Origin of the sequence: Lentihominibacter faecis (assembly GCF_014306095.1) — a bacterium.
Taxonomy (GTDB): Bacteria; Bacillota; Clostridia; order Peptostreptococcales; family Anaerovoracaceae; genus Lentihominibacter; species Lentihominibacter faecis.
Genome location: NZ_JACRWC010000063.1, coordinates 1 through 23,786 on the forward strand (window position 1 = coordinate 1; position 23,786 = coordinate 23,786).

The window sequence follows — 23,786 nt, forward strand, 5'->3', positions numbered from 1 at the left end:
CCGCCGCCTACCCAGGCCTGTACGGAAGTCCATCCGCAGGCTGTGATCGCTCTCAGCAGAGCCGGGATCTGTGCACCCAGTGTTCCGAATGTCAGTCTTGCGAACAGAGGGAACGGGATGCCGTATTTTGTACCGATCTGAGAGTTCAACTGGATCGGTACCAGAATGATAACGTTACCTAATGCTACGTTTAAAACGGAGAGCCATGGGGATACGCCCAATGCGATAAGTCCGGATGCCAGGGATAAGGATGGGATACAAATCGACATACCTACCCAGAGCATTGTGATGCTGTATGTAGTCCAGCTTCTTTCAGAAATTGAAGTTGGAGCCAAGTCATCATTATAATACTTAGAAGACTTGAGTTCCGCAAGAGTCGCTTCGGATATTTCGAAGAGACCGCCTCTTTCTACTTGCGTGATGGTGTTCATAGTCCATCTCCTCCTTTAATAAAAAATAAAACAATGAAATAAATAACGACTTAACTATACAAACGATACTTGGGTTGACGTCAACTTGACAAAACGGGAAAATCTACAGTTAACTATAGCAAAAGTGAAGATTTCGTGAAAAGTTTATGTAGCTACTTACACATTTCCTTGACCAACGGGAACACAATAAAAAGAAGCTGCTGCCCCGACACCTTCGGTGTCAGAGCAGCAGCTTGCTGCACAATATGACTTAATTACATTTTCTAAATCACATTACGATTATATTTTCTGTCTTTCTGTGAATGCTTCGTGCTCTTCTTCTGTAACGCTGGAGTTTCCAGCCAGGCTGGTCTTCATCAGCAGGATGTATACTACGAAGCCGACTACGAAGGACCATACGTAGTTGATCGAGTTGATGAATGTCCAGAATGCACCCTGTACTCCGAAGTATGTAAGGAGTGGGAAGATGAATGCCAGAACCCATGCGATGATTGCTGCTATGTTGAAGCCGCCGGAGTACCAGTATCTGCCTTCAGCACCCTTGAACAGGGAAGCGATGTCAGCTCTCTTATGCTTAACGATGAAGTAGTCAGCGATGAAGATACCTGCGATCGGAGCCAGGATAGTACCATAAGCGTTCATCCAGGTGAAGTATGCAGCGCCGGAACCATAGATCCACCATGCCTGCAGGATGAAGAATGCGATGATGATCGTGATGATAACGCCCTTCTTGTAGGAGATCTTCTTAGGAGCCAGGTTGGAGAATCCATTTGCAGGAGCTACTACGTTAGCTGCTACGCAGGTAGTGATAGTAGCTGCAACAACGCCGACAGCTGCGATGAAGATCATGATCTTGTTATCCAGGTGATAGAATACGCCGGTCGGGTCGAACATTGCTTCGCCGTAAGCCATCTTAGTAGCCTGGGAGAAGTAAGCGCCGATGAATGCGCATGCTGCCATTGGAAGCGGCATTCCGTATAACTGGCCTCTGAACTGGTCTTTCTGAGTCTTGGCATATCTGGAGAAGTCAGGAATGTTCAGTGCCATCGTTGCCCAGAATGCGATGTTGCCCATCAGACCGGTAAGATATACGAGTGCGAATCCGCCCTTCTGTGTGATCAGAACGCTGTCATTTGGCTGAGCCATAACTTCGAAGAATCCGGTTCCGTCCGGAGTAATGGAGTATGCCCAGAAGAGCAGTGCGATCATTACTACGATCAGGATCGGGGATCCGATGTTCTGTACCCATTTGATCTGGTCGATACCGTTGTATGCAACCCATGCTACGAACAGCATGAAGATCACATAACCGATGAACTGTCCGCCTGCTACAGACTGTATGCCGCCCCAGGAAGGAAGACCGATCGTCCAGCCTTCGTCAGCAAACTTAGGAACGAATGCACCGATCATAGCGCCGACAGCGCCGCCGCCTACCCACGCCTGTACGGAAGTCCATCCGCAGGCTGTGATCGCTCTCAGCAGAGCCGGGATCTGTGCACCCAGTGTTCCGAATGTCAGTCTTGCGAACAGAGGGAACGGGATACCGTATTTTGTACCGATCTGGGAGTTCAACTGGATCGGGATCAGGATGAGGATGTTACCAAGAGCTACGTTTAAAACAGAGAGCCATGGGGATACGCCCAGACCGATAAGTCCGGATGCCAGGGATAAGGACGGGATACAGATCGCCATGCCTACCCAGAGCATTGTGATACTGTATGTAGTCCAGCTTCTTTCAGAAATGGAAGTCGGAGCCAAGTCATCATTATAATATTTAGAAGACTTGAGTTCCGCAAGGGTCGCTTCGGATATTTCGAAGAGACCGCCTCTTTCTACTTGCGTGATGGTGTTCATAGTCCATCTCCTCCTTTATAAAAAATAAAACAATGAAATAAATAACACCCTCATTCTAACAAGTCAAGATGCGATGAAGTCAATATAATAAAATGAAAATTTAGAAAGTTGTGTCGAAATGTGAAAATCCAAACCAATAACATGCAGTCCGACTTTAATCCGCATAAAAAATACGGATAATCTCAAGACCGCACAACTCTTTACACTCGGAACGTTTCCTTATATAATTTTAAATACATAGAGGAAGAGGAAAAGGAGATAGCTGATCAAACGAAAGGTTGGTGAGTGTTGTGAAAATCGGAGAGTTTGCACAACGGTATAATATGAATCAAAGTGCGGTGCGGTATTATATCGAGAAAGCTTTACTGACACCGGTGCGTAAGAATGGTCAGTATATTTTTGACAAGACATGCACGGAACAAATGGAAAAAATATTGTTTTATAAAAGTCTTGGATTCTCTTTGGATGAGATGGGGACGATCGTTTGCTATGAAGATGCATCCCATTTAAAGGATAAGACTGTTCTTCTGCGTCTGCTTGATCTGATGCAGAAAAAGAAGCAGGACGTGCAACGGGTCATCGTTGCACAGGAACGCATTTCCGAAAGACTGGAGACCGAAATAGGAAAGTATGAAGAACTGCTGCAAAACTGGGAACAGGGCAGTGATCTCCCTGGCATGCCACTGCAGGCATTGGAGATCCTTCGCTGTCCGAAGTGCGTCAAATCCATCGAACTGCGAAATGCCCTGATCTCCGGTGCAGGGATACAGACTGCGAAAATAAGGTGTGAATGTGGCTATCAGGCAGCGATCGAAGACGGTGTTTTTATCGGGGAAGGCAGTACGAAGGCCTCTCCGGTGAAAACCTCTGAGAATATAGATTCCGTGTCTGCAATCACAGAGGATTTCAGCCTGGAATACGCGAATCTGGTCAATAAAGGGCATCTGTGGCTCTATCAGAAATTTTCACAGCAAATGGAAAACCTTCGTTATGTTATGGCCGGTCCGTTCACCTACAATTTCATATTGAAATATCTGAAAAAGCTTCCGAAGGATGTGATCTATATTTTAATGGATGTATCTATCGATAAAGTACGAAAACTGCAGCAGTGCTTTTCGGAACTGGACTATCAGATCGTATATATTGCAGCAGGTTCTGATATGATACCGCTGCGGGAACGGTCAGTAGATTATTATATCGATGATTTTTCCACAATAAATCACATGCTGTCATACGGAAAGGATCTTATGAAGTCTGTCGGACCGCTGATCTCGGAACATGGCAGGATCATAGGTATTTTAAATGACTATCGCGAGGCAGGGGGCTCTTTGGAAAATATGAAAAAAGAGTATAATACGTTTGAGCCGGAGGAGATACAGTTGAAAAAGCTGTATCAGAATCTTATGCGTTCAGGCGTTCAAGTATCAGAACGTGACAGCCTTGGTATTTCAGGAGGCAGCGAAAAAGCTTTTCGCCAGCAGGCGGAAAATGAAACGGTAAGTTTGATCGCTTACATGGCAGAAAAGGAGCAATAGGACAATGAGTTGAAACGGGGGGAACCTCCGTTTTTTCTTAGGGAGTGTTTAAGTCTGGTTAAAATTCTTTGAAACTCGTTTCATAAAAAGACAGGAAGTGTTAGAATAACGTCGTGGTAAATCACAGAATGGTGAGGTATAAAAATGAAAACTTTGAAAGTGATCGCGGCGATCCTGATTGCGCTTGCCCTCGTAGCTGCGGAAGGGCTGGCGATGGGGATTCTTTCTGTTGACAGGGCGCTGTCAGAAGGGACTATCAAGAAGTCCATCGTAGAAACAGGAGTAGTAGACGATGTTATCGGCGAAGCGCTCCGTGAAAATACCGTAAGCATGGGCGGCGCCTACGGTGAACTGGTGCAGTCAGTCATGAAGACCGACGTTATGAATGATTTCTTTGCAGCGTACCTGTCTTCAGTGATCCGCAGTGAAGTATACGGTGAGCAGTATGAGGAGATCGCAGAGGATGATCTCATGCAGGCATTTTCCTCTGCAATAGACGAAATGGAAAAGTCAGGAGCGATCCGGATCTCCCAGGAACAGGAAAGCATCATAAAAAATATGATCAAAGAGGAGCTCCCGAGGCTGACGCAGGACCTCAACAGTCTTGCGATGCAGTATGATGCAAGCCGTGGCGAGCTGACAAATGATGCGACATCGGCGAATGATGCGGTGAAAACTGTCCTGAGCAGAGGGACGCAGATGATCATGCTTCTGATCAGTGCCGCTTTATGTGCAGCACTGATCGCGCTGTTCTGGAAAAATAAGAGCGGATTTATATGGTGTGCTGTCGTAACGGGTGTTGTGACAGCGTGCTATGTCCTTTTGACAGTACTGGGAGCAAGTGGCACACTGTTAGCTGGAGGAAGCCCGGGGGATGCTTTTGTACTGACATTGCTGTCCCACGGATTTAAAGTCGCGGCGATCATTGGCGGTGTTGTGACTTGTATCTTTGTGGCTGCATACATCGTGTGGAGAGCCAGAGACCGGAGGAAAGAAGAATATGAAGAAAATATTGAGACTGCAAAGCGCTTTGCTTAAGGAAATCGATAAATATGAGAAACTGGTTCCCAAGCGTTCCCATTTTATAGACTGGGAGAGAGTGCATATTACCAGCTGTGCCAAAATCGGCTATATGCTGGCGGAAGAGAGAGGGGTCGATCCGATTCTGGCAGCAGCGGCCTGTGCAGTTCATGATTACGGCCGGATCATCACCGGCAGACAGGAAGGGCATGCAGAAGCAGGATACCTGCCGGTACAGGAGTTTTTGAAGAATCTGGAACCAAAACTGTTTACAGACGACGAGATCGCTCAAATCGCACTTGCAGTAAAAAACCATAGTAAAAAGGGAGAGGTCGGAACGAAGCTGGAGGAAATCGTAAAGGATGCCGATGTGCTGGACTTCTATCAATATGGATACAACATGGCGCGCAAAGAGCAGCAGGATCGCCTGGAATCCCTCTTGGGACACAAGGGAGAGGGTCTGAAATTCTCGGAAAAATAAAAACACACAGATTGTAAATATTTCCTACACAAAACCCTCACAATATGAGATGATAATAGGGAGGAAATAGTTTTTAATATAAATATAAGAGAGGTAACGCAAAATGAGCAATGGAACAAATCCCGCAAACGGTAAAACTTCGAAACTGGTGCTGATCCTGTACATCGCAGCAGGTGTACTGGGAGCACTGTTTATCTACATGTTTATCTATGCGATCAATTATATCAACAGCTATGTGTCTTCCTACGGCATGAGCTTCGGTGATATGTGGATGGATGCGATTCAGTACATCATCAACGGTTCGATCAATTATCTGGTATTCGGTCTTCTGGTGTTTGCTGCAGGAAAGATCCTGGATACGGTACAGAAGAAATCGGGCGAAAACCATGCGTCTGTCGAGGCACCGGCTGCTGAATCCGTAACGGTGAACGTGATCGAAGAAGTCAAGGATGAAAAAGAAGAAACTGCTGCTGCAGAAGTAGCAGGAATCAAGGTACCGCCGCTTTTCAGATAGGAAATCAGCGATACAGTTTTTCATAAGCTGCATAAAAACACTGTACGTTTCAGAAGGAACGATGCAGTGTTTTTTTGTGCGTCTTTATAATAACGCGGGTAGAAACAATTTGATGCGTGCAAAATAATCCTATGGAAGTTTTGATTTTTATTGTGGGAGCAGCTGGTTATGCCGGGGTGGAATATCTGTATCGCGGGTACACTCACTGGACGATGGTGCTGACGGGAGGTGCCTGCCTGCTTGCCTTTTATTGCTATACAAAAGAGACGAAGGATACTCCGCTGCTCGTTCAGGCAGCTGCAGGAGCATGCATCGTGACAGTGTTCGAGTTTTTTGTGGGCGTTGTAGTCAATCTCTGGTACGGATGGCATGTGTGGGACTACTCCCGGGAACCGGGCAATCTGCTGGGGCAGATCTGCCCGTTGTTTTCCTTTATATGGTTTCTGCTGTGCCTCATCATCCTCATGCTTTTTTCTGCTTTAGATTCATGGTATAATAAAATGAGAAAAACATCTATTTCTGACAGATAACAGAGGAGAAAGAAATGAGCGAATATAAGAAGCTGCAGAACGGCAGCGATATCAGAGGAATTGCCATAGATGGCATTGACGGAGAAAAGCCCAACCTGACACCGAAGGAAGCAAACCACATAGCAGCAGGATTTGCGAAATGGCTGCGGGAGAAGACTGGAAGAGAAGATGTGACGATCGCTGTTGGCAGAGATCCGCGAGTATCCGGGCCGGATCTTTTAGAAGGCCTGCTGCAGGGTTTCTGCAAAGAAGGCATCCAGGTGTTTGATGCTGGTCTGGCGTCTACACCGGCCATGTTCATGGCGACGATTTTTGAAAATGTAAGGGCAGGCGGAGCGTGTGAAGGATCCATTATGATCACGGCCAGCCATCTGCCGTTTAACAGGAACGGATTCAAATTTTTTACGAAGGATGGCGGTCTGGACAAGAAGGACATTGCAAGGATCCTGGAACTGGCTGAAGAGGATGCTGCAAAGGGGGCTGGCGAGTGTGATCCGAGGCCAGCACAGGTGACGGATCTGGCACTGATGGATGCCTACTGCGTCCACTTGCAGCAGGTGATCCGTACAGGTGTCACTGACGGGAGCACGGGAGCACCGGATGTTGCGGCAGCAAAAAAGGCAGCGGAAAAGCCTCTTGCGGGAATGAAGATCGTTGTGGACGCCGGAAACGGCAGCGGAGGATTTTTTGCAGAAAAAGTGCTGGCTCCGCTGGGGGCGGATATCTCAGGAAGCCAGTTTCTGGAGCCGGATGGCATGTTTCCGAACCATGCGCCCAATCCGGAAAACAGGGAAGCAATGGAATCGATCTCCTCACAGGTCATAAAAACAGGCGCAGATCTGGGACTTATTTTCGATACGGATGTAGACCGGTCGTCGGCTGTGGACGAGCAAGGTCGTGAAATCGCACGAAACAGCATCGTAGCCATGGCAGCCGCTTTGGTATCTGAGGATCATCCGGGCACGACTGTAGTGACAGACAGTATTACCAGCAGACAGCTGACAGAGTTTCTGGAAAACAAACTGGGGCTGAATCATCTGCGTTACAAAAGAGGATATAAAAATGTGATCAATAAAGCGATCGAGCTGAATCGCGCAGGTACGGACTGCCAGCTTGCCATCGAAACTTCGGGGCATGCTGCTTTGCAGGAAAACTACTTCCTGGATGATGGAGCGTACCTGGCGGCAAAAATCGTTATCAGGGCGGCACGGCTGAAACAGGAAGGCAAGCCGATTTCCAGCGTACTGGCCGATCTGGAAGATTCGGCAGATGAGAAGGAAGTCCGGATCCCGATCAGGACAGAGGATTTTGGTGCATATGGAGATCAGGTGCTTTCAGACCTGAAAGACTGGGTGAAGACGCAGGATGGTATGACGCTGACAGAGCCTAACTATGAAGGTGTGCGGATCGATTTTGGAGATGGATGGTGTCTGCTGCGGAAGTCTTTGCATGATCCGATCCTGCCGATGAATATGGCGTCGGATGAGGCCGGTGGATGCCAGGCGATCGAGAAAGTTATGAAAGGTTTTCTGAAACAGTATGAAAAGCTGGAGTTAGAAGGAGTGTTGTAGTCATGTACAGGATGAGGAATGAATACGGGGAACACTTTGTGACGTGCGGAGAAATGAAACTTCTGGAACGGCGTGGGGATGAAGCCGGCTTGTCGTATTATCAGATGATGGAGAATGCGGGAACACAGGCTGCGAAGATGATCCGGGCGTATTGTGAGATGACAGGGGTGAAACCGGACGAAGGAGAAGATCTGGGCAAAGCCGCTGCTGCGGCGCCTCTGGAGTATCGTGCTGAGGTGGCGGACAGGCATAAAGGAACTGGATTCTATGATACACCGGAAGCGGTAGAAAAACCGCTGCGTGTCATGATTTTCTGCGGGAGTGGGAATAATGGCGGAGACGGTTTCGTGGTGGCGAGACTTCTGGCGAATGCCGGATTTCAGGTGACGGTGGTGCTAGTCAGCGGAGATCCGAAAACGCAGGATGCCGGGACCAACTTTCAACTTCTGTCAGATCTTCCGGTTTCCATCATTAGAATGGACGGGATGGAAGAGGATGCTCTGGAACAAGGGGACATGCCGGATGTTTTAGTAGATGCCATGTTTGGCACAGGCTTTCATGGCGTCATGCGTGGAAATGGGCTGAAGGCTGCCGAATACATAAACAACTGCCATGAAAAGCACGGCAAGAAGGTGTTCGCGCTGGATATCCCGTCGGGACTCGGTGGTGATCAGCTTAAAAAGAAAAAGATCCCGTGTGAGATCATAAAAGCAGACTACACCATCACATTCCATGCCAGGAAACCCGTTCATATGCGGCGGTTTGCCGCTCGTTACTGCGGCGAGATCCTGGTGGCTGATATCGGAATCGATGAAGAAAAACTGATGACGGTGGAAATATGATGCTGTCTTTTAAAGGGGGTTACCCCCTTTTTTCTTTACCGGAACCGGCAGCTGTGAAATGATCACAGCGATCAGCATAAAGCCGCAGCCGATCAATTCCCGGCCTGTCATTTTTTCTCCCAGGATCAGGAATCCGAATACAACGGCCCAAAGCCCCTCAGTACTCATGATGATGGAGGCAGCTGTCGGATTGGCGTGTTTCTGCCCCAGTGCCTGTAGTGTGAAGGCCACGCCGGTAGACATGATCCCGGTGTATAAAACAGAAATGCTGCTTCCCGTCAGAGCAGCCCAGGAAATCGGTTCCCGGAATATTGCAACGGCCAGGCTGATGAGGCCTGCGACGAAAAATTGAGCAGCGGTAAGCTTGATGACGTTCACCTTCGGTGCGAAGTGCCCGATGCACAGGATGTGCAGCGCCCAGAACAGTGTGCCGGACAGTATGATCAGATCAGAAGGCTGTATAGAGAAGCCTTCTTTCACGCATAAAAAATATAATCCAACAGCACCCAGGACAGCTCCCGCCCAGGTGGTGAAGCCTGTCTTGTGCTTGAGGAATATTCCGAAAATCGGCACCAGAACGATGTAAAGTGCCGTAATAAATCCAGTCTTGCCGGCATCGGTAGATACAAGTCCCATCTGCTGGGTATTCATCGCAATAAAAATAACACCGCCGCAGATCAGACCGCCTCGCAGCAGCGTTTTCCGTTCCAGAAGATGTTCTTCCTCCAGAGCTTTCTTTGCAGCGGGATCGTTAGGGTCTGCCGTCTTGTGAAGCGTTGCCCTGCGGTCGGTCAGAAGGAAAACGATCATAAGTGCCAGTGAGCCGATCAGGGAACGAAGCGCGCAGAAATAGAACGGCCCGATATCGTCCATGCCGGATCGCTGGGCGACGAATGCCGACCCCCAGATGATGGCTGCTAAAAAGAGGCATATAGTGGATTGTAGCGATTTGTTCATGTCTTATTTTCTCTCCTTGTCATACCGTTTCATTGTAGCAGAAACGTCTGGTTTTGAAAATGGGTAAATCTGAAAATTTGCGAGGGCTTCCCGCGCTGATTCTCTTGAAAATACGGCGGCTTTCTCCTATAATTTAAGAGAAGAAAGGACGAAGACCATGAAATCGAAAATTTGTTTGATCAGACACGGCATCACGAGAGGAAACCGGGATCGGCTGTATTACGGGCAGTCGGACATCCCTCTTATCGAAGACGGTGAAAAGGAGATCTCCCGTCTGGCAGAAGAAGGGATCTATCCCGATTCGGAAGATGCTGTTTATTATACGACAGGACTGCAGAGGACCGAGCAGACTTTCGGGCTCATCTACGGAGATAAACCTCACGATCGGATCGAGCTGCTGCAGGAAATCAACTTCGGAGAATATGAAATGAAAACTCATGAGGAACTGAAAGGCTCCGGGGAGTATCAGCGATGGAGACACGATAAATCCGGGCTGCTCATGCCTCCGGGAGGAGAGAGCCTCAACATGTTTTCGGAACGTATTTTAAAGGGATACGAGGAGCTGCGCAGTCAGCATGCATTGAAAGAACTTTCCGTGCGCCATTCCGGAAGGGAAGCCATGTCTGTCGTGGTATGCCACGGCGGCAGCATATCGGCGATCCTGTACCATCTGTTTCCGAAGCAGTGCCAGGGCAACCTCTACTACTGGATCCCGGATCCGGGGCACGGTTATGTGCTGCAGCTGGAGGATGAGGCAGTCACGGATCTGAAAAAGTTTTAAGTTATGCAAAAAGCAATACGACGCACCGGGCGCCGCATTGCTTCTTGTCGTCATTATTATTCACATTTTGTAGGAGAGGGGTTGTTGTTTTCCCTTGGTACTCTTCTATAATACCAGTAGAATATGCCGATTCAGAGGATAAAATGTGATGATATCTTGAAAAGGATGTGTGTAAATGAAAGAGGATCGAATTTTGCGGATCTATACAGATGGAGGATGTGCAGGCAACCAAAGCGATGAAAATCTTGGTGGCTGGGGTGCGATTTTAGAATTTGGACAGGCGGTAAAAGAGCTTTACGGTTCGGAAAAAAACACCACAAACAACAGGATGGAGATGACGGCTCTGCTGGAGGCTCTTCGTGCTGTAAAAAAGGAAAATCAGGAGATACACGTGTTTTCTGACAGCAGCTACCTCATGGATTGCTTTCGGAAAAAATGGTATGTTTCCTGGCAAAAAAACGGATGGAAGACTGCCGGTAAAAAGCCGGTGGAAAACCAGGATCTGTGGAAAGCTCTGCTACCGTATATCGAGATCCATCGCATGACCTTTTACCGCGTCAAAGGCCATGTGAATCTGGCGAGTCCCTCCACCAATACCGATAAACTGTATGCGAAGTTCGTGGAATGGAACGGAGCGCAGTTTTCCTATGAGGACTTTCTCTACGTGACAGAGAAAAATAACCGTGCCGATGAGCTGGCGAATATAGGGATCGACAGCATCCGGTAAACAAATTTAGAATATAGCAAAATAAAAAGTAGGAAAATCAAAATATAAAGGTGCGACGGTTACTCCAGATATGTGGTCGAGGTATAAGTGGGGAAATCTCTAATGAATAAGAAAAATATAAGCAAAAAAAAGATTACTGGTATTATACTGATCGTAACCCTGGTTTTTCTTGTAGGATATGCTTTCGTGCAGTATACGGCGGAACCGGATCTAAGAAAGAAGGACGGGAAGGAAGATCGGATGCCTTTTGACGGGACATTCTTTCAAATCACAAAGGAAGAACTGATTCAAAACTTAAACGATGATATTAAGAAGGAGGGTATTCCTGAAATATCGACAACATATGCTCTGGACGGCTGGAATATAAATAAACCAACAGAGATAGCCGATGATATCAAGACTTATGAATGCATGAAATATGAGTATAAAATCAGTGATTCCCTGAAATTGTATTTGTATGAGTTCCCGGAACTGGGGGATGGTATTGCCGCAATTATTTTAACTTGTGAAGGAAATCCGGGTATCGGGAAAGCTGAAAACGCAGAGGGAGACGCCTATTATAGAATTATATGCAATAATGTCGCTCCAGATTTCGATGTGGATCGGTTTGACACCCACGCGCGGCATAATACGCATTATAAATTAGATCAGCTGGACTTCTTCTGCAGCTTCACGCAGCGTGTCTCAGAAGATGGAAGCACTACTGATCTGCGCGAGTATGGCGTGCATGCAGTAAATTTGAGGAAAGAATATTTAGATTGTCTATGGTAAATCATCGTAGATGATAACGCATGAAAAAATCTCCGCAGGTATACCCTAATAGCGGAGGTTTTTTTATGGAAAAAAACAGAGCGGGGCGAAACAGAAGACGGGTGATATGGATCGGCATGCTTGCACTGGCGGGGATCCTGGTTATTGCTGCTGTGATCTGGAACGGGATCCGGCAGGATGCGGCTCAGGAAAATCTCGCGACAAAGACCGGGCAGCAGACCGCAGAGGAAGTGCCGGAGAATCCTTTGCAGATCATCCTGTCGATGGGAGCGGAGCCGGGGAGTCTGTCCATCAGCTGGAAAGGAGACGCCGCAGGGCCGGAGGCTTTGCAGATCGCGGGAATCGCAGAAATCGAAAATACCGCAAATGCCGGGGATGGTGAAGAGCGCATGGTAGAGAGCTTTGCAGGGAAAAAAGAAAGAATATTAAAAAGTGACTATTATCGCTGGCACGTCAGGTTGACGGGACTGGCGCAGGGGCGGGAGTACCGCTATATGATCGGCGGATTTGAAGGGAGCTTTCGTGTGCCGCAGGAGTCGGATGTGACCCGTTTTTTATACCTGGGGGATGTGCAGTTTCAGGAGTCGATGGAGGAATATGAGGACTGGGGGCAGATGGTCAGGCGCGCGTACCAGGAGCATCCGGATCTGGATTTTGCAGTGATCGGCGGGGACCTGGTCAATTCGCCGGGAGAACTTTCCCAGTGGGAGGCGTTTTTAGAGGCATGTGACGTGTTTGCAAAGCTGCCGCTGGCGACGGTGGCGGGAAATCACGAGGGGGTGCATTCCAATTACACGTATCAGAAGCTGTTTGCGCTGCCGGATGATGCGGAGGAAGATCAGTCGGGAGAGGAGTTTTATTCGCTGGATTTCGGGAATGTGCGGATGCTGATGATGGATAGCTCGTTTTTGACGGAGGAGCGGCGGCAGTCCATGGGAAAAGATGCCTGGGCGAAGGAAGAGCAGCGGGTGGAAGCGTGGATCCGCAGCAGGACCGGATCGTGTGAGAAGCCGTGGCTTGCGGCGGTGATCCATCATCCGGTGTACGGTATGCACGATGAGGATACTGTTTCGCCGCAGATCCGAAGATTGTGGGCGCCGCTTCTGGAGACAGGCGGAGTCAGGATCGTATTTTCAGGACATCAGCACCTGTATCAGCGAACGAGATCCATTCATGGAGTCGTGTATCTGATGGGCAATTCCGGGCAGCGGAAAAGCCGTTTTTTTCATGGGAACAATCTGCCGGAGTACACGCAGCAGATCTATGATAGAGGAGCGAATTATCAGATCGTGGAGGCGGGCGCGAGACGACTGAAAATGACTTCTTACAATAAAAAAGGCCTCGTCATCGACGAGACCGTGCTTGGCAGAGGGTTACTGTTCCATATTCTCGAATTTTTTCGTAGCGGTCAGGTAATCATGTAGCGTGCCCAGGTGCACGTAGTAGTACGAGTAGCGATCCTGTTTTTTGACTTCCACCAGACCGGCGTCCTTCAGCTTTTTGACGTGCTGGGAGATGGTCGCCTGGGAGTAGTCGAAGTAGGCTACCAGATCTTTGTTGCAGACCTTGTTGAGGCTCTTGTTCTCCTGCATGATGTAGCGGAATATTTTGATTCTGGCCGGATGAGCCAGCGCATCGGATATTTTAGCAATGAGCAGAATGTCTTTTTCCTGCATTTCGTCGATTTCTTTTCTAAGTCTCATGTATTGTGTGCTCCTTCAGATGTTATAGTTTGTGTCGTGAGTTTCTGCAGAAATTCCTGCAGATGTTCTGCGATGAAGCGGTGTCCTGCAGCGGTCGGATGGATCCCGTCTATGTATTGTCCGCACTCAGGGTACAGGCGGTTGAGATCCAGATATTTTGTTCCGGAATTGCGGACCAGGGCAGCAAATGCGCGAAGCTCTTCATTGACGCGGGCGTAGCTGATGCCGTATCCCTGCATCCAGCGTTCGGTAGCCATGGGTTCATCCACAGGAAGCGGCGTCATAAAAATCGGCCGGATTCCGTGGAGTGCCGCGGTATTGGCCATGTGGATCAGATTCTGAAAAGCTTCCTCTGGAGTGGCATCCTGAAAGATGAAATCGTTGGTTCCCGTCAGGATCACAACGATGTTTGGATGATGAGAAATAACGTCTCTCTCAAAGCGGGCTAAAATCTGTGTTGTCGTCTCGCCGTTATTGCCTTTATTGATGATTTCCCAGCCGGTGGCTTCCCGCAGAAGGCTGGCGAAGCACTGGCTCCTGCGCAGGGGAAATCCGTTTACGATACTGTTTCCGATACATACGATTTTTTTCTTCATGCTATATAGTATACTTACGATGGGAGAGGATGTCAATCAAACCAATGAAAAAAGAGACGCCCCTTTTGTCGTCTCTTTTTTCTCTCTAATTCATCATCATTTACTTTATGTAGGAGGTGTAATCCTATGAAAAATGGATACTTGCTTCAATGGAAGGGCTGCCGATGTTTTTTTGGGGATTTGAGAAGAAGAAGTGTTTTAACTTTTCGACAGCCCTTGCAATCCATTTGTTTCCCAGCAAAGCGTGTTGTCCTTTGCTGTGCCTATATAATAGCAACTGAATATGTAGGTTTTGTGTATGCTACTGTGAAGGTTTGTTGAAGTTGCGATGAAGCAGCTTGTGTTCCTTGCCCTTCAGCAGACCATCGTACAGCGACTGAACCAGAGGGTTCTCGTTAGACTTCTTGATCTGTGTATTCACATCTGCGGCATACAGACCCTTGGCTCTGGCTTCTCCGCCGGCAGAATGAGCGTCTACAGGCTGTCCGCCTCCCATGATGCAGCCTCTGCGGCAGGCCATGACTTCGATGAAATCATAGTTGCATTCGCCGGATTCGATCTGCTGGATCAGTTTTTCGGCATTGGCAAGCCCGCTGACAACAGCGGCTTTGTATTCCTTGTCCTGATAGGTGATCACGATCTCCTTGATCCCTTCGCCTCCGCGCACTCCGCTGTTGCGAATGGTTTCCATTTCGCTGCGGCTGTGCTTGTCGGCAAGACGTCTCATAACAGCTTCCGTTACTCCGCCGGATGCTCCGAAGATGACGCCGGCTCCGGATCCGATGCCGAACGGCATATCAGAGGATTCAAGTTCCACATCTTCGAACATAAGACCGGAGCGCTTGATCATAGTGATCAGTTCGCTTGTCGTAAGTACGTAGTCGATATCCGCGATGCCGTCTGTCTTGGATTCATCCCGCAGGATCTCTCCTTTTTTAGCGGTACAAGGCATGATGGCAACAGAGAGGATTTTCTTTCCTTCGTTGTTGGCGGGATCTTTGTAGTATTCTCTTGCCACTGCTCCGAACATCTGCATCGGAGAGCGTGTCGTGGAAAGGTGCTTTGCGAGTTCCGGGTGTCTGTGTTCACAGTAGCTGACCCATCCGGGGCAGCAGGACGTGAACAACGGCAGATTTTCGCCGGAGGCCAGCCTTTGCAGAAATTCTTCGCTTTCCTCGATCACGGTCAGATCCGCGCCGTAAGCTGTGTCGAAGACTTCATCGAAGCCCATGCGATGGAGCACGTTGACGATCTTACCCATCACGTTTTCGCCCTGTGGCAGATCGAAGGCGTCGCCGACAGCCACTCTTACTGCAGGAGCGATCTGCGCGATGACTTTCGTGTCAGGATCAGCCAGTGCTTCCCATACCGGATCCATATTGGTATTGATGCTGATCGCTCCGGTCGGGCATACGACGCGGCACTGTCCGCATCCTACGCAGTCCGTCGTGTTCAGCAGCTTGTTGAATGCAGGAGCTACCGTGGCAGATGTTCCACGGGATGTGAAATCGATGGCATTGACAGCCTGTACGTTGTCGCACATGCGGACACAGTCGCCGCAAAGGATGCATTTGTTCGGATTCCTTATGATGGAAGGGGAACTTGCATCGATCTCGTGGTGCGTCATACGATTCTTGTAAGGAACTGTGGTCACGCCCATGCGATGAGCCAGCTCCTGCAGATGGCATTCGCCGCTCTTGATGCAGGTGGTGCAGTCTCTGTCGTGAGCTGCCAGAAGCAGTTCCAGTATCATTTTACGGTATTTCATCAGTCGTGGCGTGTTGGTGTAGACCACCATGCCGTCTTTTGGCTTTTCGGAGCAGGAGGCAAACGTTTTGCCCTTTTCATTTTCTACCGTGCAAAGGCGGCACGCGCCGTATACGGAAAGCTCCGAGTGATAGCATAATGTCGGTATATCGATGTCCGCCTTTCGGATGACGGACAGCACGTTGGGTTCATCGGTAAATTCTACCTGTTTCCCGTCAATTGTCATAAATCCCATTGCTGATCCCTCCTTAATCTATGTAAATGGCGTCAAAGCTGCAGTGATCCATACATACGCCGCATCGTACGCATTTGGTGTTGTCGATGGTGAACGGTGATTTGATCTCGCCGCTGATAGCATTCACCGGACAGTTCTTGGCACATCTGGAACAGCCTTTGCACTTCTGCGGATCGATCACATATGTCTTCAGCTTGTCGCAGACCTTGGCACGGCACTTCTTGTCCACGATGTGTTCCATGTACTCGTCGCGGAATGCGCGGATGGTGCTGACAACCGGCAGCGGTGCGCTTTTGCCGAGACCGCAGAGAGCCGTGCTGGAGACCATGTCTGCCAGAACAAGCAGTTTATCCAGGTCTTCCGGTTCGCCTTTGCCTTCTACGATACGCTGCAAAATTTCCAGCATCCGTGTGGTACCTTCACGGCATGGTACGCATTTGCCGCAGCTTTCTCTTTGTGTAAAGTTCATAAAGAAGCGGGCAACCTCTACCATGCAGGTGTGCTGATCCATAACGACCATACCGCCGGACCCGATGATGGCCCCGGTTTTTTTGAGGGAGTCAAAATCCAGACTAAGATCCAGGTTTTCTTTCGTCAGACAGCCGCCGGACGGACCGCCCAGCTGTACGGCTTTGAATTCCTGGTCGTTCTTGATGCCTCCGCCGATGCCGAAGATAACGTCTCCCAGCTTCGTTCCCATCGGAACTTCGATGAGTCCGGTGTTCCGGATCGTACCGGAAAGGGAGAATGTCTTGGTTCCCGGGCTGTTTTCCGGCCCGATGCTCCGGTACCAGTGAGCACCGTTTTCGATGATCATCGGGACGTTGGCGTAAGTTTCTACATTGTTCAATACTGTTGGTTTTGCAAAGAGCCCCTGGGATACTGTCCGTGGAGGCTTAACTCGCGGCATACCGCGTTTTCCTTCGATGGATGCGGTCAGGGCACTTCCTTCTCCGCATACGAAAGCTCCTGCACCACGGTTGATGTGCAGGTGGAAGGAGAATCCGGTTCCCAGGATGTTGTCCCCCAGAAGACCCATGCTCTCAGCCTGTGTGATGGCCAGCTTCAGTCTCTTTACTGCAAGCGGATATTCGGCACGCACGTAGATGTAGCCTTCGTGAGCCTGCACGGCATAGGCTGCGATCAGCATACCTTCGATCATCTGGTGAGGGATGCCCTCCATAACGGCGCAGTCCATGAATGCACCAGGATCCCCTTCGTCGCCATTGCATACGACGTAGCGTTCTTTTTCCTGCTGGGAGGCAACCTGTTTCCACTTGGTTCCTGCCCGGAATCCACCGCCGCCGCGACCTCTGAGATTAGATTCATAAATTTCGTTTACGATGTCATCCGGCTTCATATCAAAAAGTGCTTTCGCCAGGGATTGATATCCGCCGGAAGCGATGTATTCGTGGATATCTTCTGCGTCGATATGACCGCAGCGTTTCAGGACCAGACGTGTCTGCCCCTGAAAAAACGGGATATCGTCTTCGCCTATATATTCTTTTTCGCCTTCGTGGTAGAGAAGTTCATGAACGATCTCATCACCAAGAACGGTTTTTTCAAAGATGGATTCACAGTCATCTTCCGTTACTTTCGTATACATGAGTCCCTGTGGCTCTACGCGAACCAGAGGTCCGATTTCACAGAATCCGTGGCAGCCGCTCTTCTTGATGCTGACGGATTTCTTATCGTCGGCGCCAGACGTGCCTTTGCAGCCTTTGCAGCATTCTCCGTCAGCTTCATGTGCTTCTTCTGCACTGAAAACAACGTCTATTTCCGGATGGTTTTTCGCAAGCTCGCACAGCTTGTTGTACACTTTTTCGGATCCGCTGGCTACGCATCCGGTTCCGGAGCACACTAAAAGGCGACATGCTTTCTGCTTGATCTGAGCCTGACCGTCCTTTTTCAGAACGTCCAGATCGGTTCTGCTTTTTATTCTATTCATTCTCCTCACCTCGAATCTTATTGATCAGTTCCGTTGCCTTATCCGGCGTCATGGTGGAGTGCACCTCATCGTTGACCATCATGACAGGAGCCAGTCCGCATGCACCCAGGCAGGAGACAGTCTCCAGCGTGAACAGCATATCATCGGTAGTCTGGCGTCCTTCCTCAAGACCGAGGTCGCTGCGAAGACGTTCCATGATCGGGGTGGATTTCCGAACGTGACAAGCTGTCCCGTCACAGACTTTGAGAATGTATTTCCCCTTAGGTTCAAACGAAAAGTTTTCATAGAAGCTCGCAACACTGTAGGCGCGGGCGTCTGTGATGCCGATTTCTTTGGCGACATAGGTAAGCAGTTCTGGCGGAAGATAGCGGTACTCGGCCTGAATATCCTGAATGATAGGGATCAGGGAGCGTTCTTCCTTTGTATGATTGGCTATGATCTCATCAGCCTTTTGGTAGAAAGATTCATCTAACATAATTCCCCTCCTTTGATAAATATATAACGCGTGCCAAAACAGCCAGAAGCAATTACCTACTAATTTGCGCTGGCTTTATGCGTTAATATTGTCTTAATAAAACAAAATTCTTTCCTTGCCTGGCAATAGTTTAACATGGAATTTAGGGGATTTCTATGGTTATTTTGTGAAAAATGCAAAAAAATGTAGTTTTTTGGTGGGATGAATTATTATAAGTTTGCGGTTGGCATGGTACTACCTTTAGGGTGGGCAAAAGATCTTCTGTGCAGGGAGAAACAGAAAGGAGTGTAAAGAATATGGAAGAACGATTACGATCTGAAAAATGGAAGCGGTATGAGGAGTTTTTAGTGGAAGGTGAGAAATCCCCGGCAACGGTCAGAAAATATATCCATGATATACAGGCCTTCTATTTGTGGCTGGAAGAAAAAGAACTATCGAAAGAAACTCTGAAAGAATATAAATCGTGGCTGTCAGAGAATTATAAGATCAGCAGCGCCAACTCCATGATCATAAGCCTGAATTTATATCTGAAGTTCTGCGGCCGTGCAGAGTGTTGTCTGAAAACCTTTAAAATACAGAAAAAAATGTTTCTGGAAAAAGATCTGGAACTTTCAAAAGAAGAATATTTCAGACTTCTGCGTGCTGCAGGCAAAGGTTCACGTCTTCAGGCCGTGATGGAGACCATCGCAGCCACCGGGATCCGTGTCGGTGAATTGAGGTTTATAACGGTGAGATCTGTTTGCAGCGGACAGGCGGAGATCGATAATAAAGGAAAACATCGAATCGTGATGCTTCCGTCAAAGCTTACTGTGAAGCTGCGCAGGTATGCGAAAAAACATGGCATCAAAGCGGGAAGCATTTTTATCACAAGAACAGGCAAGCCGGTAGATCGCAGCAATCTCTGGTCGGAAATGAAGCGGCTGTGTGAAAAAGCCGGGGTCTCAAAAGAGAAGGTCTTCCCTCATAACCTGCGCCATCTGTTCGCCAGAGCTTTTTATGCCGTTAAACATGATATCACAAGACTTGCAGATATCCTCGGACACAGCAGCATTGAAACCACGAGAATATATATTTTGTCCAGTGGGAAGGAACATAGAAAACAAATAGAAGCGATGAGACTTTTGTTATGACCACATAATATTGGTTATGTGGTAAAAAATATGCAATCTCATGCAGTAGAAAGATGCTTTTATTCTAAAACTCTGTTCATTATACTTATTTCCCCCCTATGTTGCAAGACTAATCTTGCCTGTAACTGTACTTTTTTTGTTAGATACAGTTTTTTCGCACTTTAAAACCACTCTAAACGGAGAATTCAAAGCCAGGATTTTGAAGCGTTTTGCCGGGCTACCACATAACCAATATTATGTGGTAGCCCGATCAAACGCGTGCGGCAAGTGTGGGGGCCTGTGGATGTATAGAAGTGATAAAGAAGCAGGAGGAACGATTTGAGCAGAGGCAGATTTACAGAAGAGGAGCAGGAGATCCTTAAAGGCAGCAAACACGTGATCCGTGTAACAGATAAAGCTATTTATTATACGAACGAGTTTAAGCTCCTGTTTATAAAAGAATATTTAGGCGGGAAGAAGCCCGCTCAGATCTTTCAGGATGCCGGATTCGATCTGAAGATGCTCGGCAGCAAACGGATCGAGAGAGCTGCCGCAAGGTGGAAGGAATCGTATCAAAGCGGGACGCTGGGCACACGATACGATCTGCCGAGAGATCCCGGGAAAAAGGTTTCGAAGAAAGCGCAGGAATCATCGAACAATGATAATCAGAGGGCACTGGTCGAATGCTGCCATATGCAGGAGAACATGATCAAAGACCTTACAGCAGAGGTAAAACTTCTCCGCATGATCCGTGAAACCGAAGAAACAGACTGTCAGATTTCAAAAGAAAAACTGTGTCAGCTGATACAGGAACTTTCGGAGAAAGAGGATTACAGAATTTCCACGTTGTGCAAAGCTGCTGGCATCCACCACGGTACATTCTACTCGTACCGGAAAAAGATGGGATATAATGAGTAAAATTTTTTATGGAAGAAGGTGTTAGAACATTATGAAAAGAAGAGTTATCATAAGTATTTTGACGGTCATAATGATTATGACCATGTTTCAAACCGCTGCGTTTGCGACAGACGGAGAGGGTTCCGCGGCAGGTGTCTCCACCTCTCCGAAAGCTGCCATTTATCTCGACCAGCAACATGGTGCGGATAGCAATGACGGACTGACGAAAAAGTCCGCAGTAAAGACTATTGAAAAGGCAAATGAACTTGCAAAAAGCAATCATACAAATGACATTTGCCTTACCAGCCTTTACATGGTCACGGGAGCAGAAGTTTGGGATCTTGGTGGAAAGACACTACATCGCTGTGGTCTCGGCGGTTATATGATTGAACTCAGCAATGCGTCTGCATCGCTTACAATGAGTAATGTTGTAATTGACGGCGCGGAGTGCACTGTGGATGCAACACACGCTGCGGAGACCGACTCGATCATCAAGGCGGCGAACGGTGGCACCATCGTATTGAAGAGCGGCGCTGTCTTGCAAAACAATAAAGCGGCTCAGTTTGGTTCCGGTATTTTAGCGAATAACCGCGTCAACATAACGATGGAGGACGGCGCGATCATTCGTAATAATACAAACCGCAATTACGAATTGGGCGGTGGCATTCTGATCGGCAACGGTAGCACCTTTACCATGAACGGCGGCGAGATAAGCGGTAATACAGCGAATGGCGGCGGCGGTGTTGCGATTATCGGCTCGTCGATGGTCATGAACGACGGTACAATCTCCAACAACAGCACCTACCGGACATCCGGTCAGGGGAGCTATGGTGCCGGTGTTTATGTTGCAGACTATGCTAACGCAAGCGGCGGAGATACCTTGTTTACATCTGCACCGGCTTCTTTTGAAATGAATGGCGGCAGCATTAGTGATAACACGGCGCTTGACTACGGCGGCGGGATACTCACCTTCCCGCAACAAAGCAAAAAAATTACAATCAATATTAACAACGGCAAAATTTCCGGAAATCAGGTAACGGGAGGAAGCGGCGGAGCAGTCGCAGCATTCTTTGGTGTTACTGAGCTGAATATCAAGAGCGGCACGCTAACGGGAAATAGTGCTCAGAACTATGGTGGCGGTGCTTTTCTGTATGGTGCAACGAATGTAACGATTTCTGGCGGTACGATTTCCAAAAACAAAGCCTCGCAGGGTGGTGGTGTATGCTTATGGTCTTCATCTGCTGCTAAGCAGACCGGCGGTTCCATTGAAAACAATGTTGCAAACGCAGGCGGCGGTATCTGCGGCGGTACTTATACCATGACAGGCGGCGTTATCAAGGACAACAACAATTCTCTGACCAAGGAAGCGCGGCTTTCGGCAAGAGGTGACGGCGTTTATGTAGGTACTGCCTTCAATTTGGGGAATGATGCCGTGATCAGTACAAATAATGATGTTTATTTGAAAAAAGGTATTTCTGTCGCAAAAGAGGGTCGCTATATCAATGTGATCTCTCCGTATACGGGGGCAAGCACTGCGAAACCGATCCAGATTCATAGTGAGGACTGCACGGTTGAAGATACGGAAATCGGAACACAGCTTGTTTATTATACGAATGGTGCCGGTGGCGTGACTGCGGCGGCACAGGCGGATGAAAACGGCATTTTCGTTCCAAGTTGGAAGATGCAGGAGGGTCTGGTCGTTGGACAGAGCAAGGCGACAGGAAAGACTGACTGGATGACCTATGTACCGGCTGTCAAAATTCAGTATCAGTGGGTCAGCACAGATAACCCTTCTGATGTGACAGCTCCTGAGAATGAATATATCCGCACTGGAACGGCGTATACTGCCAACGAGCAGAAGAACACCCATCAAGGATTTACCTTTGATGGGTGGTACACGAACAAACATTGTACGATACGGTATAACGACGGTACGGCGTTGAATGCCGATACTACTTTGTATGGCAAGTGGACACCTGCATCTGGTAATCTGGCAGTTACCAAGGTCGTGTCCGGGACTGCTGGGGACACCTCTAAGGCATTCAACTTCACTGTGACACTTGGAGATAATAGCATTAATGGTACGTTTGGCGATATGACTTTTACCGATGGTGTTGCAACATTCGCCTTGAAGCACGGTGAGTGCAAGACCGCCTCGGCTCTGCCCGCAGGGATCACTTACACAGTAACCGAAGCGGAAGCTAATCAGGATGGCTATACTACAGTGGCTACTAAAGCAAGTGGCAGCATCGTGAAAGACGATACAGTAACAGCAGTCTTTACTAATACCAAGGACAGCGATGTTTCGGAGAGACCGGACTTCCCGGATATGCCGAGTAAACCCAATGCTCCGGATAATGCGCCCGATACTGGTGATACCATGAACCTATGGCTATGGACTTCCATGATGGGGATTTCTCTGGTTGGCTTGATTATCTCTCTGATCGTTGTGAAAAAGAGAAGTCATCATAACCGTAAAATTTAAGGCTAATCAAAGTTTCTTAGGGTTTACCCAAAGTTTCTTGGGGTCTGGAACTGGGGGCTGACGAAAAACTCCAAAGTTTCTTGAGGTCTGAGAGAAAACGGAATAACAAAATACAGCGGGCTGTTGCATTAACGAGCATAAATGGTTAATGCAACAGCCTTTTTTTATTTGAAAGAAATGACACTTGAATTCTTCTATGACTTTTATCACGCTGATTTCAGCCCTATATCCCACGGGTATAGGGCTAGTGGGATGAAATTCTAGCGTGTTATCTGTTTTACAAACAGAATGGTTCATTTAAATGGAAATATTTTAAAGCATTTCACCCTTCATCACAATGAACCTGGCGTAGTAGGATGAAATCCTGAGTCGGACATCGAAGGAAGCCTCTGAAAATCCCTGGCAGAGTACTCTTTTAACACGTTTTCATCCTACTACAATATACTTATGGTTAATATCCCTTGCAGCCAGTAAGGAATTATCCATCTTGTTGCTTAAGCTGTTAAAATGTAAGAGCAATCGGTATAGCGATTTCATCCCTGTCTCTTATACACATC

Annotated in this window: 22 protein-coding genes; 14 read left to right on the top strand and 8 right to left on the bottom strand. The window is 48.2% G+C overall.

Features of this window, described 5'->3' with window-relative positions; genetic code table 11:
* Together H8876_RS05065 and H8876_RS05070 are read right to left on the bottom strand one after the other, a co-directional pair.
* The coding region (locus H8876_RS05065) for a cytosine permease (protein WP_249286810.1) at positions 1–431 on the bottom strand (431 nt) is incomplete at its 3' end.
* Positions 432–710: 279 nt separating this feature from the next.
* Positions 711–2,285, bottom strand: a complete 1,575-nt coding sequence (locus tag H8876_RS05070) for an NCS1 family nucleobase:cation symporter-1 (RefSeq protein WP_249286811.1) — start codon at positions 2,283–2,285, stop codon at positions 711–713.
* A 290-nt stretch (positions 2,286–2,575) separates the two neighbouring features.
* Here H8876_RS05070 and H8876_RS05075 point away from each other — a divergent pair, with 290 nt between their 5' ends.
* The 7 genes from H8876_RS05075 to H8876_RS05105 all read left to right on the top strand — a co-directional run bounded on the left by H8876_RS05075 (position 2,576) and on the right by H8876_RS05105 (position 8,778).
* The gene (locus tag H8876_RS05075) at positions 2,576–3,820 is read left to right on the top strand and encodes a MerR family transcriptional regulator (RefSeq protein WP_249286812.1); all 1,245 of its coding nucleotides are present in this window, start codon (positions 2,576–2,578) and stop codon (positions 3,818–3,820) included.
* Between the two features lie 144 nt (positions 3,821–3,964).
* A complete protein-coding gene (locus tag H8876_RS05080; RefSeq protein WP_249286813.1) occupies positions 3,965–4,858 on the top strand; it encodes a hypothetical protein in 894 nt (297 codons plus the stop codon).
* Positions 4,821–5,321 (top strand): HD domain-containing protein, encoded by a 501-nt coding sequence (locus H8876_RS05085; protein WP_249286814.1) that lies wholly within the window; start codon positions 4,821–4,823, stop codon positions 5,319–5,321. Before H8876_RS05080 ends, H8876_RS05085 begins: the two co-directional genes overlap by 38 nt.
* Before the next feature lie 103 nt (positions 5,322–5,424).
* A complete protein-coding gene (locus H8876_RS05090) occupies positions 5,425–5,835 on the top strand; it encodes a hypothetical protein (protein ID WP_177264932.1) in 411 nt (136 codons plus the stop codon).
* A gap of 131 nt (positions 5,836–5,966) precedes the next feature.
* Positions 5,967–6,365, top strand: a complete 399-nt coding sequence (locus H8876_RS05095) for a putative ABC transporter permease (RefSeq protein ID WP_249286815.1) — start codon at positions 5,967–5,969, stop codon at positions 6,363–6,365.
* A 14-nt stretch (positions 6,366–6,379) separates the two neighbouring features.
* Positions 6,380–7,936, top strand: coding sequence for a phosphohexomutase domain-containing protein (locus H8876_RS05100; RefSeq protein ID WP_249286816.1), 1,557 nt, complete (start codon positions 6,380–6,382; stop codon positions 7,934–7,936).
* 2 nt (positions 7,937–7,938) lie between these two features.
* The gene (locus H8876_RS05105) at positions 7,939–8,778 is read left to right on the top strand and encodes an NAD(P)H-hydrate epimerase (RefSeq protein WP_249286817.1); all 840 of its coding nucleotides are present in this window, start codon (positions 7,939–7,941) and stop codon (positions 8,776–8,778) included.
* A 9-nt stretch (positions 8,779–8,787) separates the two neighbouring features.
* Here the strand turns inward: H8876_RS05105 and H8876_RS05110 are convergent, their stop codons facing one another.
* The gene (locus tag H8876_RS05110) at positions 8,788–9,735 is read right to left on the bottom strand and encodes a DMT family transporter (protein ID WP_249286818.1); all 948 of its coding nucleotides are present in this window, start codon (positions 9,733–9,735) and stop codon (positions 8,788–8,790) included.
* A gap of 157 nt (positions 9,736–9,892) precedes the next feature.
* Here H8876_RS05110 and H8876_RS05115 point away from each other — a divergent pair, with 157 nt between their 5' ends.
* The 4 genes from H8876_RS05115 to H8876_RS05130 all read left to right on the top strand — a co-directional run bounded on the left by H8876_RS05115 (position 9,893) and on the right by H8876_RS05130 (position 13,438).
* Positions 9,893–10,516, top strand: a complete 624-nt coding sequence (locus H8876_RS05115; RefSeq protein ID WP_249286819.1) for a histidine phosphatase family protein — start codon at positions 9,893–9,895, stop codon at positions 10,514–10,516.
* 175 nt (positions 10,517–10,691) lie between these two features.
* Positions 10,692–11,243: a ribonuclease H family protein gene (locus H8876_RS05120; protein WP_177264926.1), complete on the top strand. Its 552-nt coding sequence runs from the start codon at positions 10,692–10,694 to the stop codon at positions 11,241–11,243.
* Between the two features lie 102 nt (positions 11,244–11,345).
* Positions 11,346–12,014, top strand: coding sequence for a hypothetical protein (locus H8876_RS05125; protein ID WP_249286820.1), 669 nt, complete (start codon positions 11,346–11,348; stop codon positions 12,012–12,014).
* A gap of 65 nt (positions 12,015–12,079) precedes the next feature.
* Positions 12,080–13,438 (top strand): purple acid phosphatase family protein, encoded by a 1,359-nt coding sequence (locus H8876_RS05130; RefSeq protein ID WP_249286821.1) that lies wholly within the window; start codon positions 12,080–12,082, stop codon positions 13,436–13,438.
* Here H8876_RS05130 and H8876_RS05135 read toward each other — a convergent pair.
* The 5 genes from H8876_RS05135 to H8876_RS05155 all read right to left on the bottom strand — a co-directional run bounded on the left by H8876_RS05135 (position 13,388) and on the right by H8876_RS05155 (position 18,738).
* Positions 13,388–13,717, bottom strand: a complete 330-nt coding sequence (locus tag H8876_RS05135) for an ArsR/SmtB family transcription factor (RefSeq protein ID WP_249286822.1) — start codon at positions 13,715–13,717, stop codon at positions 13,388–13,390. The genes H8876_RS05130 and H8876_RS05135 overlap by 51 nt on opposite strands.
* A complete protein-coding gene (locus tag H8876_RS05140) occupies positions 13,714–14,313 on the bottom strand; it encodes a GDSL-type esterase/lipase family protein (protein ID WP_249286823.1) in 600 nt (199 codons plus the stop codon). The genes H8876_RS05135 and H8876_RS05140 overlap by 4 nt, the downstream gene beginning before the upstream one ends.
* A 301-nt stretch (positions 14,314–14,614) precedes the next feature.
* Positions 14,615–16,315, bottom strand: coding sequence for a [FeFe] hydrogenase, group A (locus H8876_RS05145; protein ID WP_249286824.1), 1,701 nt, complete (start codon positions 16,313–16,315; stop codon positions 14,615–14,617).
* A 13-nt stretch (positions 16,316–16,328) separates the two neighbouring features.
* Positions 16,329–18,263, bottom strand: coding sequence for an NADH-quinone oxidoreductase subunit NuoF (locus tag H8876_RS05150; RefSeq protein WP_249286825.1), 1,935 nt, complete (start codon positions 18,261–18,263; stop codon positions 16,329–16,331).
* Complete coding sequence (locus H8876_RS05155; RefSeq protein ID WP_177264271.1) at positions 18,256–18,738, bottom strand: NADH-quinone oxidoreductase subunit NuoE family protein; 483 nt, start codon at positions 18,736–18,738, stop codon at positions 18,256–18,258. Before H8876_RS05155 ends, H8876_RS05150 begins: the two co-directional genes overlap by 8 nt.
* A gap of 296 nt (positions 18,739–19,034) precedes the next feature.
* Here H8876_RS05155 and H8876_RS05160 point away from each other — a divergent pair, with 296 nt between their 5' ends.
* From H8876_RS05160 to H8876_RS05170, 3 genes are all read left to right on the top strand, one after another.
* Positions 19,035–19,868: a tyrosine-type recombinase/integrase gene (locus H8876_RS05160; RefSeq protein ID WP_249286826.1), complete on the top strand. Its 834-nt coding sequence runs from the start codon at positions 19,035–19,037 to the stop codon at positions 19,866–19,868.
* A 318-nt stretch (positions 19,869–20,186) separates the two neighbouring features.
* A complete protein-coding gene (locus H8876_RS05165) occupies positions 20,187–20,765 on the top strand; it encodes an HTH domain-containing protein (protein ID WP_249286827.1) in 579 nt (192 codons plus the stop codon).
* Between the two features lie 31 nt (positions 20,766–20,796).
* Entirely contained in the window at positions 20,797–23,229 is a 2,433-nt protein-coding gene (locus H8876_RS05170) for an InlB B-repeat-containing protein (RefSeq protein WP_249286828.1), read from the top strand.
* Positions 23,230–23,786 lie beyond the last annotated feature (557 nt).